Source organism: Rhizobium sp. 862_C5_N1_2, assembly GCF_051811205.1.
Lineage (GTDB): Bacteria > Pseudomonadota > Alphaproteobacteria > Rhizobiales > Rhizobiaceae > Rhizobium > Rhizobium leguminosarum.
The window spans coordinates 3735166-3749015 of record NZ_JBPWPT010000001.1; the positions used below are offsets into that span (position 1 = coordinate 3735166).

Below are 13850 nucleotides of genomic sequence, written 5' to 3' on the forward strand. Positions count from 1 at the left end.
GAAAGGAAGCGAGATGACCGCGCTCAGCAAGGAACAACAGACCGAATTCGAAGCTGCCGCCTTCCGCCGCCTCGTCGCACATCTTCGCGAACGCAGCGACGTTCAGAACATCGATTTGATGAATCTGGCCGGCTTCTGCCGCAACTGCCTGTCGAACTGGTATCGCGAAGCCGCCGAGGCCGAAGGTGTCCCGGTGACCAGGGACGAATCGCGCGAGATGGTTTATGGCATGCCCTATGAGGACTGGAAGAATCTTCACCAGAACGAGGCCTCGCCCGTGCAAAAGGCTGCTTTTGAACTGAACAATCCACACAAATAGCTTGGCTGGCCGCGAACAGGCTTGACCACGACGCCGCTTCGCGGCAGTCACTGGCATCCAAAATTGATCACCGAAAAATCAGGAGAACACGATGTCTGATGCTCATGGCGTCGCCCGCGATCAGCTTCGCGCTTTCATCGAGCGCATTGAACGGCTGGAAGAAGAAAAGAAGACCATCGCCGACGACATCAAGGACGTCTATGGCGAAGCCAAGGGAATGGGCTTCGATACCAAGATCCTGAAGAAGGTCGTGGCGCTGCGCAAGAAGGACGAGCAGGAGCGTATGGAAGAGGAAGCAATCCTCGACACCTATCTGCACGCGCTCGGCATGATCGAGGCGCCGCCGGAAGGCTGATCCGTCGACATCGCCGATATCGACAAGCCGCCGGGCTCTTCGGCGGCTTTTCTTTTGCGCACAAGGCAGAACGGCCATCTCGCTCCACCGAAACAGCAAAAAGAAAAACCGCCGGATCGCTCCGGCTGTTTTCGATATTCCGTAATCGGCAGGCTCAGTTCGTGTTGAACTTGCGCACTTCCATGAAGTTTACAGCCGTGCCGCTGAAGCGGGCCGGATCGACCGAAGCGGTCTTGATGTTGAAGCCCTCGGCATAGACGGCGGTCGGCTGGGCCCGCATCGTCTGGCTGACGAACCGCGGCGCCTTGACCTGCTTCGAGGCCATTTCCAGGCGGGCATTGGTGAGCGCCCACTGCGAGATCATCTTTTCCGTCAGCTTCGGCTCGGTGCGTACCGTCGTGCGGCTGGCATCCGCTGCCGCGGCTTCCTTCTGCGTCGGGCGACCACCCTTGGCGGGAAGCCCCTGCGCCACGGCGCTTTCGGCAGCCGGCTCGTCGAAGCTGTCGCCAAAGCTTGCCGATTTGGTCATCGGTGCCAATGCTGCGAGCTCGAGCGGCGGCTTTGCGGCAGGCGTCTTTTGCGTCATCGCAGCGTTGATCGCCTGCTCCACCGTGACCGGTGGCGCCTTCGATGCGATCTGGCTTTCCCTTTCGTTCCGCTGCTGGTCGAGCGCGTCGGCCACGGCAGGAGACAGTGCGTCCTGATCGGCTTCGTCGGCCTCTGCCTCCGGATCGGCATCGGCCGCAGCAAGAAGGTTCTCGGCAACGGAGGGACGCTCGATCGGCGTCGGAACCGGCAGTCCATTCGCGCCCGTCAGCACGGGATCGGTCGACGCGACCTCGGCGTCGCCAGGCGCGCGGCGCGGGCCGAGAAGCGAGGGAACCGGAATGCTGTAGGCGCTAAGATCGGCGAACTGCTGCGGCTGAGCCTGATCGGCCGGAAGGGCCGCCGCAAGAGCCTGCTGGGCAGCATTACCCGAAGGCGGCGCGACGAGCGCACTCGCCACTTCGCTGCCTGCCGGCTGGTTGCTGAATGCCGGGCGAACCTGCGGCACCGGCGCATTCAGATCGGCGACCTCGGTCGGCTGCGGCTCGGCCGGGGCGGGCTCGGCCTTCGGCGGCGTCGCCTTGGCAACTGCAACAGGCGTGGAATCGTCCGACTCGTCTTCCTGCTCGTCCGCTCCGCCGCCAAAGAGCGCTTCAAACAGCGTCTTGTGCTTCGGCGATTCCGATTCGGAAGCGCTGGCGATCTGGATCTGCGTGCCGCTGGCGCGGCGCTTATAATCGGCCATCGCCTGCTGGTAGCCCGGCAACGGCTTGCCGTCAGCCGGAATATGAATGGTGTTGCCGTTGGGGAAAAGCCGAACCAGCTCGTCGCGGCTCATGCGTGGCCAGGCGCGAACGCCGCCGACATCCATATGCACGAAGGGCGAGCCCGACTTCGGATAGAAGCCAACGCCCCCGACCTGCATCTTCATACCGATGCCGCGCAACGTCGCCAGCTTGACGTCGGGAATGAAGAAGTCCATCGCCTTGCCAAGCATATGCTGGCTCTTTTCGGCGACACCGGAATTGCGTGAGCGGCCGCGTAGCATCTCGTTGGTTCCCGGCGAACGGAAACCGCAGACGACATTGATGTAGTCCCTCGAACCGCTCTGGCGATAGACTTCCCAGATCAGGTCGAACAGGCGCGGATCCATCTTCGTCGGCTGGTTCTTGCGCCAGTCGCGCAGGAAGCGGTTCAGCTGCTCCAGACCCTTGGGGTCGAACTTGCCATTACGCTTGTAGGTGATGACGGCTTTTTCGCCGGTATGAATGAAATAGAGCTTGAGACTGCGGGTGTCGCCCGCTGCCTGCGAAGGCGTACCAACGAATACCGGTGAGGAAACCGCGAGCGCAAGAAGGGCGGCCGCTACCGTCCTTATTGCCTTTCCGCAAATGTCGGCGCACAACAAACGCCAGCTCAAGCGCGAAGGCTTGGAATTCCCATTCAGATTCGGCAACTCGATCCCCGTCAGACAGACAATGTCCCGTACTGTCTCAGATGACTGTCAAATGCGGTCACACGATGGCAAAAATGCCACACATGATCAACCTTTTCTTTACATAGTGAACGCACCACTAACAAGTGGTTTATGACTAGTAACAAAACGTGGTTGCCTTAATCTTAACGAAAAGCGCTTAAGCCGCATCTTTCTGGGGATTGTCAGGGTCTATGCCGTAATCCTTGAGCTTGCGATAAAGTGTGGATCGGCCGATACCAAGCTTGCGCGCTACTTGACTCATCTGTCCGCGATAGAATTTGAGTGCGAATCGGATAAGTTCCTCCTCGACATCGGCCAGCCTACGCACGTCTCCGGCAGGATTGACGCTGGCGATCGCGTTTTCCGATACTTCGGACAGGCGGTGGTGCACCTCTCCCGACATCGACGCCCTGAAGTCCTCGCCATAGCCATTGTCGGGATCGAGGCCGGTATTGTCGGCAACGAGCGCCAGATGATCCACCACGTCATATTCCGGAAGCTGGGCAGCGATCTGCGGGAAATCAGCCTCGGTCAGCTCCGGCCCTTCGGCCAGAACGACCGCGCGGAAGATCGCGTTTTCGAGCTGTCGGATATTGCCCGGCCAGTCATAGGCGGTCAGCAAAGCCAGCGTGCCAGCATTCACCGTCATGCGGCGGCCACTCTTCTGCTCGCTGGAGAAGCGGTCGGCAAAGACGCGCACGAGATGCGGAATGTCTTCCTTGCGTTTGCGCAGCGCCGGAATGGTGATCGGGAAGACGTTGAGGCGATAATAGAGATCCTCGCGGAAATGGCCGTTCTTGACCTCCTCGATCAGATCCTTGTTGGTCGCCGAGATCAGTCGGACATTGACCTTGTGTGCGGTGCGGGCACCGACGGTCTCGATCTCGCCCTGCTGCACGGCACGCAAGAGCTTCACCTGCACCTCGAGCGGCAGGTCGCCGATCTCGTCGAGGAAGATGGTGCCGCCGTCGGCTTCCATGAATTTGCCGATGTGGCGCTCGGTCGCGCCGGTAAACGCGCCCTTCTCGTGACCGAAGAGAATGCTCTCGACCAGATTATGTGGGATCGCCCCGCAATTGACGGTGACGAAGGGCTTGTTCGAGCGGTCGCCGCCGGACTGGATGGCCCGCGCCACCAACTCCTTGCCGACGCCGGATTCGCCTTCCAGCACGACGGGGATGTTGGACTGAGCCGCCCGCTGAGCAAGATCGATAACCCTGAGCATCGCCGGGCTTGCCGAGACAATATCGTCGAAGCCGACGGAGCCTGAGCGCGACCGGCGTCCGGCCCGCGCCTTCACCTCGCGCTGGTCGAGCTTCATCGCGTTCGATATCGACGTGGCGATGCGTTCGGGCGAGACCGGCTTGACGACGAAATCGAAGGCGCCGGCGCGCATCGCCTGCACCACAGTCTCGATGCCGCCCTGCCCCGTCTGCACGATGACGGGGATCTGCGTGCCGAATTCGTGAAGCGCGTCGAGGAATTCGAGGCCGGTCATCTCCGGCATCATCAGGTCGAGCACGATGACATTGAAAAGGCCGCTGTCGCGTTTGACCATTTCCAGGCCGATGCGGCCGTTTTCCGCCTGGTGCACGACATGGCCGTGACGCTCGATTGCGTTCTTGAGCAGGCGGCGCTGCACGGGGTCGTCTTCGACCACGAGGATTTGCCCTGCTCCCTTGAGCTCATTGTAACCGGTCATTGTCGCCTCACTTCATGCGAAACCATAAAGCGCACTCTGACAGGAAGGCTTGAACATCCAGTTTTGAGAAACAATTGCATTTTAACAATTGCAACGGGTCGTTTTCGTGCCGAAGCGAGCCTTTTCATGCACCGAAAGCCCCGCGATGCCGGGCCTTGGCACGCTGACAGCGCCGCGCGTCTTTCAGACGCGCAAAGGGCGCTGTAACACTTTCAATCAACGCATCATGCTTTCCGAAAATCGATTCCGATTTTCGGGCCGATGCGCTAGACAATCAGACCTGTTATGAAAGTGGAGAGGAATTGCGCCCATGAAAATCACGCTCCCGCATGCCGGCCTTCATTTGTCGGCAGCAGCACCGGCTGGGGCCGCCGACCCGGCGCTCGGCGATCTGCCGGTCTGGAAGCTGCAGGATCTTTATCCCTCCGCTACCTCCACCGCCTTCGTCGCCGACATGGAAAAGGCCGGCAAGGCCGCAATCGCCTTTGAAGAAAAGTGGAAGGGCAAACTCACTGAAGCGGCGACGAAGTCCGGCGCTGAGGGCATCGGCGCGGCCCTGAAGGAATATGAGGCGCTGGACGACATCATCGGCCGCCTCGGCTCCTTTGCCGGCCTCACCTATTTCTCCGACACCACCAACCCGATAAACGGCAAGCTTTACGGCGACGTACAGGCCAAGATCACCGAATTTTCCGGCCATCTCCTGTTTTTCGCGCTGGAACTGAACCGCATCGACGACGCGGTGATCGACGCCTGCATGGCGAATGATCCCGCCGCCGGGCACTATCGTCCTTGGCTGCTCGACCTCAGGAAGGACAAGCCCTACCAGCTCGACGACAGGCTGGAACAGCTCTTCCTCGAGAAGTCGATGACATCGGCCGCCGCCTTCAACCGCCTCTTCGACGAAACCATGGCGGAACTTCGCTACGACATCGATGGCGAGAAAGTGCCGCTCGAAGTGGCGCTGAACAGGCTGCAGGAAAAGGATCCTGAGGCGCGACGCAAGGCAGCCATGGCGCTCGCCGAAACCTTCAAGGCGAATATCCGCACCTTCACGCTGATCACCAACACGCTCGCCAAGGACAAGGAGATCGCCGACCGCTGGCGCGGCTTCGAGGACATCGCCGACAGCCGCCACTTGGCAAACCGCGTCGAGCGCGAGGTCGTCGATGCGCTGGCCGCGGCCGTCCGCGAAGCCTATCCCCGCCTTTCGCATCGCTATTACAAGATGAAGGCGAAATGGCTCGGCATGGAGCAGATGAATTTCTGGGACCGCAACGCGCCCCTTCCGGAAACCTCCAGCGCCATCATCTCCTGGCCGGAGGCAAAGGACACGGTGCTGTCGGCCTACGGCAATTTCGCGCCGGAGATGGCTGATATCGCCAGGCGCTTCTTCGACGAACAGTGGATCGACGCCCCGGTCCGTCCCGGCAAGGCGCCCGGCGCCTTCGCCCATCCGACGGTTCCCTCGGCCCATCCTTATGTGCTCGTCAATTATATGGGCAAGCCGCGCGACGTGATGACGCTCGCCCACGAACTCGGGCACGGCGTGCATCAGGTTCTCGCCGGCGCGCAAGGGGCGCTGATGTGCCAGACGCCGCTGACGCTTGCCGAAACCGCGTCCGTCTTCGGCGAGATGCTGACCTTCCGCGCGCTTCTGCAAAAGACCACCGACACGCGCGAGCGCAAGGCGATGCTTGCCCAGAAGGTCGAGGACATGATCAACACGGTCGTGCGCCAGATCGCCTTCTACGAATTCGAGCGCAAGCTCCACACCGCCCGCAAATCAGGTGAACTCACAGCTGACGACATCGGTGAACTCTGGCTCTCTGTTCAATCGGAAAGCCTTGGGCCGGCGATCAGCATTTCCGAGGGATATGAGACCTATTGGGCCTATATCCCCCACTTCATCCACTCGCCCTTCTATGTCTACGCCTATGCCTTCGGCGATTGCCTCGTGAATTCGCTCTATGCCGTCTACCAGAAGGCCGAGAAGGGCTTCCAGGAGAAGTATTTCGAACTGCTGAGGGCCGGCGGCACCAAACATCACTCGGAACTGCTGAAGCCTTTCGGCCTCGACGCCACCGATCCGTCGTTTTGGAGCCAGGGCCTGTCGATGATCGAAGGGCTGATCGACGAGTTGGAAGCGTTGGACCGAGCGGCCTGATCAGCCCTGTCCCCACGCCAAACCTCTTCCCGCAAGCGGGGAGAGGCGCCGGCTGGCGGACCAGGGAGATCGCACTCCAAGAAAAGACGCCGATGGCCGAAACCCAACCCTATATTCTGTTCCGCGACGACGCGACCGGACAGGTGATGCTTTTTGCCGAGCCGGCAGAGATCATCCTTGCCAGGACGCGCGCCGAGTTCTTTGCAGGCCTTATCAGGATGGAGCAGGCCAAGACCGCAGGCAAATGGCTTGCCGGCTACATGGCCTATGAGGCCGGATACCTCTTCGAAGAGAAACTCGCTCCCTTCACCGGTGAACATCGCGAAACCCCGCTGCTCTGTTTCGGTGTGTTCGACGCTCCACAGCCGGATACACATCCGCTTGCCCAACCAAAACAGCGCCCCGAAAACGAGGAATTCCTCACCGCTCCGAAAGCCGCCTGGGATTTCCCTGTATATAAGGAGCGCTTCGACCGCCTCCATAAGCACCTGCGGCTCGGCGACGCCTATCAGGCGAACCTGACCATGCCGGTCGAGGCCCGCTGGAACGGTGATCCCCGTGCCGCCTTCTGGTCGCTGATCGAACGCCAGCCGGTCAAATACGGCGCGCTGGTCGATCTCGGCGGTCCGGTCATCCTTTCGCGGTCGCCCGAGCTTTTTTTCCGCACCGATGAAGAGGGCTGGATCGAGACCCATCCGATGAAGGGCACGGCGAAACGCGGCGCGACCGCCGCCGAGGATGCCGAAATCATCGAGGCCATGCGCCGCGATATCAAGACGCAAGCGGAAAACCGCATGATCGTCGATCTCCTGCGCAACGATATCTCCCGCATCACCGAGGTCGGCACGCTTGACGTCCCGAAGCTCTTCGACATCGAGACCTATCCGACCGTCCACCAGATGGTGAGCCATGTGCAGGCAAGGCTCCGCCCCGATCTTTCGATCCATGACATCTTCTCCGCGCTCTTCCCCTGCGGTTCGATCACCGGCGCGCCGAAGATGCGGGCAATGGAAATTCTCCATGCGCTCGAGGATGTCCCACGCGACGCCTATTGCGGCGCGATCGGCATGATCTCGCCCACCGGCGCCATGCGTTTTTCCGTCGCCATCCGCACCATCACGATTTTTGAGGGCGGCAGGGCCGTCTTCAATGTCGGCGGCGGCATCGTCTTCGATTCCACCGCCGAGGCCGAATATGAGGAATGCCTGCTCAAGGCCCGCTTCGCCGTCGGCGACCAATGGATTGCGCGATGATCGATTTTTCGCTGATCGAGACGCTGCGCTGGCAGCCAGGCGAGGGCTTCATTCGGCTGCGGCTGCATCTCGCCCGGCTTTCCCGCTCCGCCCGTCGCCTTGGCTTCCCGCAGCCGATCGAGGCGGCGGCCAAGCTCGACGAAGCCGTTGCGGGTGCTGCCGGTCCGCTGCGCATCCGCCTGACCTTCGATGCGCAAGGCCGCATCGAGGTGACGAGCGCCGCCTTCCTCCCGCTGGCGCCCGATACGACCTGGATCACCCGCCTCGCCGAAACCCGTCTGAATTCCGCCGACAGGCTGCTGCGCGTCAAGACCACGCGCCGCGCCGTCTACGAGGCCGCGCGGGCCGAATATAGGCCTGATGAGGCCGATGAAGTCATCCTTTTGAACGAGCGCGGCGAAGTCTGCGAGGGTACCATCACCTCGATCTTCCTGGACGACGGAACCGGCATCCTGCGCACCCCGCCCATCTCCTGCGGCCTGCTCGCCGGTGTGCTGCGCACCGAGCTCATCTGTCGGCGCCAGGCCCGCGTCGGCCGCCTCGCGCTTGCCGATCTCGATGCCGGCACGCTTTATATCGGCAACTCGCTGCGCGGCCTGATCCGCGCAAACCTCGTCAGGAGCTGACCATGTTCATTCTCGCGCTCACCTATGTAAAATCCAACGATGAAGCCGACAGGCACATGGAGCCGCACATGGCCTGGGTGAAGGAGGGTTATGCCAAGGGCTGGTTTCTCGCCTCCGGCCGCAAGGTGCCGCGCACCGGCGGTGTCATCCTCGCAATCGGCGATCGCGCCGCGGTCGAGGCCTATGTCGCCACCGATCCCTTCACCATCCACGGCGTCGCCGAATACGAAATCACCGAGCTAGCCGTGACGACGGCGGTCGAAGGACTGGAAATCCTGAAGCGCTGAATTTGCAGGAGCCGATCGTGGATGATCTCGCCGCCCATCTGAAAGAACTCGAGGAAAAACTCTTCGACCCATCGGTTCGCGCTTCGCGGGAGATGCTGACTGCGCTGCTCTCTCGCGATTTCCGGGAAATCGGCAGTTCCGGACGGCTCTATACCTTCGATATGATCGTGCCCGCTCTTTTGGCCGAGCATCGGACGGGAACGTCACGCGGCGAGCATTTCGAAACTCAAAGACTTGCCGAGCATATCGCGCTCGTCACCTATCGCGCCATTTACACGGACGTCGACGAAAGCGAAAGGCAAACGCTGCGCAGTTCCATCTGGCGGCTGGAAGAGGATGGGCACTGGCGCATGCTCTTCCACCAGGGCACCGTCATCGGTTAAGCCAAGCCATGCTGGCTGCCGATCCCAGGACGGCTTCGCCGGCCTCTACCGCCGCTCGATATTTGGCCTTTCCCCCTCAATGCTCTTTATTGTGACGTCGTTTTATGGTTAGAGCCGGTCACCTCGCACTCTCTGCGGCAATTTCAAAACAATTCTCGGGCTGAACGCCTTCGTCCCCTTCCACAGGAGAAAAGAATGACGGAACAGAATTATCCGGTATATGCCGAAATTACCGGTCCGATCGTGATGATCGGCTTTGGCTCCATCGGCCGCGGCACATTGCCCCTGATCGAGCGCCATTTCAAATTCGACAAGAGCCGGATGGTCGTCATTGACCCGCGCGAAGAGCCTTCCGACATGGAGATCCTGAAGAAGCACGGCGTTCGCCATATCAAGGAATATGTCACCAAGGACAACTATAAGGAACTGCTGATTCCGCTGCTGACGGAAGGCGAAGGCCAGGGTTTCTGCGTCAACCTCTCGGTCGACACCTCCTCGCTCGACATCATCAAGCTCTGCCGCAAACTCGACGTTCCCTATATCGACACCGTCGTCGAACCCTGGCTCGGCTTCTATTTCGACAAGGGCATGAGCAATGCCGACCGCACCAACTATGCGCTGCGCGAAACCATGCGCAAGGAAAAGGCGAAGAACCCGGGCGGCGCCACCGCCGTCTCCACCTGCGGCGCCAATCCGGGCATGGTCTCCTGGTTCGTCAAGCAGGCGCTCGTCAACCTTGCCAACGATACCGGCCTCAAATTCGAGGAACCGGACCAGCACGATCGCGAAGGCTGGGCAAAGCTAATGAAGAAGCTCGGCGTCAAGGGCGTCCACATCGCCGAGCGCGATACCCAGCGTACCAAGCATCCGAAGCCGCTCAACGTCTTCTGGAACACCTGGTCGGTCGAAGGCTTCATTTCTGAAGGCCTGCAGCCGGCCGAACTCGGCTGGGGCACGCATGAAGAATGGATGCCGAAGAACGCCAAGAAGCACAAGAAAGGCAACAAGGCGGCGATCTACCTGGAACAGCCGGGCGCCAACACCCGCGTGCGGACCTGGTGCCCGACGCCCGGCCCGCAATACGGCTTCCTCGTCACCCACAATGAGTCGATCTCGATCGCCGACTTTTTCACGGTCCGCGACAAGGACGGCGAAGTGACCTTCCGCCCGACCTGCCACTATGCCTACCATCCGGCCAACGACGCCGTGCTCTCGCTGCATGAGATGTTCGGCAATGGCGGCACGCCGCAGCCGGTCCACCACGTTCTCGATGAGGACGAGCTGGAGGACGGCATCGACGAACTCGGCGTCCTGCTCTACGGCCATGAGAAGAATGCCTACTGGTATGGCTCGCGCCTGTCGCTGGAAGAAACCCGCCGCATCGCGCCCTACCAGAACGCCACCGGCCTGCAGGTGACATCAGCCGTCCTCGCCGGCATGGTCTGGGCGCTGGAAAACCCGAATGCCGGCATCGTCGAAGCCGACGAGATCGATTACAAGCGCTGCCTCGAAGTGCAGATGCCGTATCTCGGCCCGGTCGAGGGCCACTACACCGACTGGACCCCGCTCGACGGCCGTCCGGGCCTCTTCCCCGAGGATATCGACACCAAGGATCCGTGGCAGTTCAGGAACATTCTCGTTCGCTGAGATCGCCTGTACGGCTTTGACAATGCCCGCCGCAAGGCGGGCATTTTTGTAACGCCGGCTGTCTAAATGCCGCCCGCTGCCCTTCCAAGGCTTGCCTTCATGCCGGGCGCGCGCCATGTTTTGCCCGAACTTGGCGGGTGTCCGCCGCGCCGATTCGCCGGGAGAAGCCTTATGAAAATCAGAACTGGTCTCGTTCTTGTCGGTGCAGCAGCCGCTCTTGCCGCCTGCGTTTCATCAGAGCCGCGCCGTCTGCCGGTTGCAACCGCGCCCGCCGCCACCGGCGTCGAAGGCAACTGGAGCGATCCGAACGGCATCGTTTCCACCTTCCAGGGCGGTACTTTCACCACCCGCACGACCGACAGCAACCAGCTTCTTGCCTCGGGTACCTATATCAATACCTCACCGACCCTGGTGGAGATCAACATGACCTCGTTGGTGCGCAAGACCCAGTCCAAGGTCAATTGCGCCCTCGTCAACCCGAGCCAGCTCAATTGCACCTCCGATTCCGGCGCGCAGTTCACGCTTTCCCGCCGCGGCTGAAAAATGAGGCGATAGGCTAAGCAGATCATGCGGGCCTTCGCCTCTTATCTCATCCTGCTGCTCGCAATGCCGCTTGCGGCACTTGCGGTCGTCTTGCCGGCCAACGTCTATCGTGCCCAGGGCATCGCCGCTCCCGATTGCGACGGGCCGCTGCAGGTGTTGATCTTCGCCGTGCCTGCCGTCCTGATCTACGGCGCAGGTGCGCTCCTTGCCTATCGGGCCGGCCGGCGCTTTGATCGCCTTGTTTCCCTTCTCTGCTTGGTCATAGCACTCGCTGCAGTTCCGAATATTTTAGAGGCCGTGCACGAACTCTATCGAAACGCCGCCGACGGCGAATGCCGGGGATAAGCAACCCGGCTTTTTTGCCCTGCCCCCTTGGAAAGCGCCCAGCCTGGCCCAGCTTTCTCTTGCGGTTGTGCATCGTCTGATGGAACATCCGCACGCCGGGAAACCGCCCCGGCGCACGATGAAAGGGATCGGCGAGGATCACGGGGGATCCTTCGCCTCAATCAGGAGAACAGGGATGACGAAGTCTTTCAGCTTCGGTCTTTTGACCGCGTCCATGCTGGCGCTGAGCGCGGGCGCCGCCTTTGCGGATTACGAACTCAATATTCTTCATATCAACGATTTCCATTCACGCATCGAATCGATCAACAAGTTCGACTCCACCTGCTCGGCAGAGGAGGAAGGCAAGAAGGAATGCTTCGGCGGCGCCGCCCGCCTGAAGACCGCGATCGACCAGCGTCGTCAGGCGCTATCGGGCAAGAATGTCCTCCTCCTCAATGCCGGCGACAATTTCCAGGGCTCGCTCTTCTACACGACCTACAAGGGAGCGGCCGAAGCCGAATTCCTGAACCTGATGAAGTTCGACGCCATGACCGTCGGCAATCATGAATTCGACGACAGCGAGGACGGGCTTGCGACCTTCCTCGACAAGGTGCAGTTCCCCGTCGTGACGGCGAATGTCAAGGCGACAGCCGCCTCCAAGCTCGGCGACCGTATCAAGCCCTCGCTGGTGCTCGATGTTGGCGGCCAGAAGATCGGCATCGTCGGCGCCGTCACCAATGATACGGCAGAGCTTTCCTCCCCCGGCCCGAACGTGACGATCGCCGATGACGTCCAGGCCATTACTTCAGCCGTTCAGGATCTGAAGGGCCAGGGCGTCAACAAGATCATCGCGCTGACCCATGTCGGTTATCCCCGCGATCTCGCCCTGATCGCCAAGATCCCGGATGTCGATGTCGTCGTCGGCGGCCATTCCCACAGCCTGCTCTCCAACACCGACCCCAAGGCCGAAGGCCCCTATCCGACGATGGTCGACAATCCCGGCGGCTATAAAGTGCCGGTCGTCCAGGCCGCCTCCTACAGCAAGTATCTCGGCGACCTCGTCGTCAATTTCGACGATAGCGGCGTCGTCAAGGATGCCAAGGGCGATCCGATCCTGATCGATTCCACCTTTACGCCCGATCCGGCCGTCATCACCCGCATTGCCGAACTGGCAAAGCCGATCGAGGAATTGCGCAAGAAGGTGATCGGATCTTCCGAAAGCCCGATCGAAGGCGACCGCAAGGTCTGCCGCGTCAAGGAATGCTCGATGGGCAATCTGGTGGCCGACGCCATGCTCGATCGCACCAAGAATCAGGGCGTCACCATCGCCGTTCAGAACGGCGGCGGCCTGCGTGCTTCAATCGATGGCGGCGAGGTCACCCAGGGCGAGGTCATCACCGTCCTGCCGTTCCAGAACACGCTCGCCACGTTTGAGCTGACGGGCGCAAATGTCGTCAAGGCGCTCGAAAACGGCGTCAGCCAGATCGACCAGGGCGCCGGCCGTTTCCCCCAGGTCGCCGGCCTGAAATTCTCCTTCGACCAGTCGAAGCCCGTCGGCAGCCGTGTCAGCGATGTGCAGGTGAAGGACGGCGACAATTTCGCTCCGATCGATCCGGCCAAGACCTACAAGGTCGCGACCAACAACTTCATGCGGGCCGGCGGCGACGGTTATTCGATCTTTAAGGAAGGCCAGAACGCTTATGATTTCGGCCCGGATCTTGCAGATGTGACCGCCGAATACGTCGCCGCGCATTCGCCTTACAAGCCATACACGGATGGCCGCGTCACGGAATTGGCGCAGGCAGCGCCCGCTCCTTCCGCTTCCGAGCCTGCGCCTGCCGCACCGGCTGCTCCGGCCCCCTCCACCGAACCCACCCCTGCACCGGCCGCTCCTGCTCCATCCACAGAGCCGGCTCCCGCACCCGCTGTACCTGCTGCCCCGGCACCAGCAGCACCGGCCCCTGCGCCGGCAGCCTCCGCACCTGCCGCAACGACGCCTTCTACCCACGTCATCGCCGCGGGCGACACCTTCTGGGATCTCGCCGTGACCTTCTATGGCGACGGCACGTTGTGGCGGAAGCTTTCGGATGCCAACGGCAAGCCGAACCCGCGTCACCTGACGGTCGGCAAGGAGATCGAGGTCCCCGCCAAGTAAGACGATTTGTCCCGATGTCACTGGCCGGTCCGGGGTTTCCCGGGCCGGTTTTTGTTTCTATAGGGT

13 protein-coding genes are annotated in these 13850 nt (G+C 61.3%); 11 read left to right on the forward strand and 2 right to left on the reverse strand.

Features of this window, described 5'->3' with window-relative positions:
- The first annotated feature begins 13 nt into the window (after positions 1–13).
- On the forward strand, positions 14–319 hold the full coding sequence (locus tag ACD590_RS18655; protein ID WP_003582233.1) for a DUF1244 domain-containing protein: 306 nt from the start codon (positions 14–16) through the stop codon (positions 317–319).
- A 91-nt stretch (positions 320–410) separates the two neighbouring features.
- Positions 411–674 carry a DUF2312 domain-containing protein gene (locus tag ACD590_RS18660; RefSeq protein WP_008533181.1) on the forward strand — a complete coding sequence of 88 codons (264 nt, stop codon included), beginning with the start codon at positions 411–413 and terminating at the stop codon, positions 672–674.
- A gap of 154 nt (positions 675–828) precedes the next feature.
- Here ACD590_RS18660 and ACD590_RS18665 read toward each other — a convergent pair whose 3' ends face one another.
- Positions 829–2676: a DUF882 domain-containing protein gene (locus ACD590_RS18665; protein ID WP_247266216.1), complete on the reverse strand. Its 1848-nt coding sequence runs from the start codon at positions 2674–2676 to the stop codon at positions 829–831.
- A 178-nt stretch (positions 2677–2854) separates the two neighbouring features.
- Positions 2855–4399 (reverse strand): sigma-54-dependent transcriptional regulator, encoded by a 1545-nt coding sequence (locus ACD590_RS18670; protein ID WP_018243519.1) that lies wholly within the window; start codon positions 4397–4399, stop codon positions 2855–2857.
- Positions 4400–4709: 310 nt separating this feature from the next.
- Here ACD590_RS18670 and ACD590_RS18675 point away from each other — a divergent pair, with 310 nt between their 5' ends.
- From ACD590_RS18675 to ACD590_RS18715, 9 genes are all read left to right on the forward strand, one after another.
- Positions 4710–6566 carry a M3 family oligoendopeptidase gene (locus ACD590_RS18675; protein ID WP_182565045.1) on the forward strand — a complete coding sequence of 619 codons (1857 nt, stop codon included), beginning with the start codon at positions 4710–4712 and terminating at the stop codon, positions 6564–6566.
- A 92-nt stretch (positions 6567–6658) separates the two neighbouring features.
- Positions 6659–7819, forward strand: a complete 1161-nt coding sequence (locus ACD590_RS18680) for an aminodeoxychorismate synthase component I (protein WP_130759007.1) — start codon at positions 6659–6661, stop codon at positions 7817–7819.
- Positions 7816–8445 carry an aminotransferase class IV family protein gene (locus ACD590_RS18685; protein ID WP_028734968.1) on the forward strand — a complete coding sequence of 210 codons (630 nt, stop codon included), beginning with the start codon at positions 7816–7818 and terminating at the stop codon, positions 8443–8445. Before ACD590_RS18680 ends, ACD590_RS18685 begins: the two co-directional genes overlap by 4 nt.
- Before the next feature lie 2 nt (positions 8446–8447).
- Positions 8448–8732 (forward strand): YciI family protein, encoded by a 285-nt coding sequence (locus ACD590_RS18690; protein WP_028734969.1) that lies wholly within the window; start codon positions 8448–8450, stop codon positions 8730–8732.
- Positions 8733–8749: 17 nt separating this feature from the next.
- Positions 8750–9115 (forward strand): nuclear transport factor 2 family protein, encoded by a 366-nt coding sequence (locus ACD590_RS18695; RefSeq protein ID WP_026188523.1) that lies wholly within the window; start codon positions 8750–8752, stop codon positions 9113–9115.
- Positions 9116–9310: 195 nt separating this feature from the next.
- A complete protein-coding gene (locus ACD590_RS18700; RefSeq protein WP_439003150.1) occupies positions 9311–10762 on the forward strand; it encodes a homospermidine synthase in 1452 nt (483 codons plus the stop codon).
- Between the two features lie 171 nt (positions 10763–10933).
- The gene (gene omp10, locus ACD590_RS18705) at positions 10934–11302 is read left to right on the forward strand and encodes an outer membrane lipoprotein Omp10 (RefSeq protein WP_018243526.1); all 369 of its coding nucleotides are present in this window, start codon (positions 10934–10936) and stop codon (positions 11300–11302) included.
- 27 nt (positions 11303–11329) lie between these two features.
- Positions 11330–11650 (forward strand): hypothetical protein, encoded by a 321-nt coding sequence (locus ACD590_RS18710; protein ID WP_439003151.1) that lies wholly within the window; start codon positions 11330–11332, stop codon positions 11648–11650.
- A gap of 175 nt (positions 11651–11825) precedes the next feature.
- Positions 11826–13784 carry a bifunctional metallophosphatase/5'-nucleotidase gene (locus ACD590_RS18715; RefSeq protein ID WP_182565042.1) on the forward strand — a complete coding sequence of 653 codons (1959 nt, stop codon included), beginning with the start codon at positions 11826–11828 and terminating at the stop codon, positions 13782–13784.
- Positions 13785–13850 lie beyond the last annotated feature (66 nt).

Bases quoted from the DNA above. Each gene is read 5' to 3' on its own strand.
- ACD590_RS18670 (WP_018243519.1), bottom strand. From the start codon at position 4,399: ATGACCGGTTACAATGAGCTCAAGGGAGCAGGGCAAATCCTCGTGGTC.
- ACD590_RS18700 (WP_439003150.1), top strand. From the start codon at position 9,311: ATGACGGAACAGAATTATCCGGTATATGCCGAAATTACCGGTCCGATC.
- ACD590_RS18710 (WP_439003151.1), top strand. From the start codon at position 11,330: ATGCGGGCCTTCGCCTCTTATCTCATCCTGCTGCTCGCAATGCCGCTT.
- omp10 (WP_018243526.1), top strand. From the start codon at position 10,934: ATGAAAATCAGAACTGGTCTCGTTCTTGTCGGTGCAGCAGCCGCTCTT.
- ACD590_RS18660 (WP_008533181.1), top strand. From the start codon at position 411: ATGTCTGATGCTCATGGCGTCGCCCGCGATCAGCTTCGCGCTTTCATC.
- ACD590_RS18690 (WP_028734969.1), top strand. From the start codon at position 8,448: ATGTTCATTCTCGCGCTCACCTATGTAAAATCCAACGATGAAGCCGAC.
- ACD590_RS18715 (WP_182565042.1), top strand. From the start codon at position 11,826: ATGACGAAGTCTTTCAGCTTCGGTCTTTTGACCGCGTCCATGCTGGCG.
- ACD590_RS18675 (WP_182565045.1), top strand. From the start codon at position 4,710: ATGAAAATCACGCTCCCGCATGCCGGCCTTCATTTGTCGGCAGCAGCA.
- ACD590_RS18655 (WP_003582233.1), top strand. From the start codon at position 14: ATGACCGCGCTCAGCAAGGAACAACAGACCGAATTCGAAGCTGCCGCC.
- ACD590_RS18685 (WP_028734968.1), top strand. From the start codon at position 7,816: ATGATCGATTTTTCGCTGATCGAGACGCTGCGCTGGCAGCCAGGCGAG.
- ACD590_RS18680 (WP_130759007.1), top strand. From the start codon at position 6,659: ATGGCCGAAACCCAACCCTATATTCTGTTCCGCGACGACGCGACCGGA.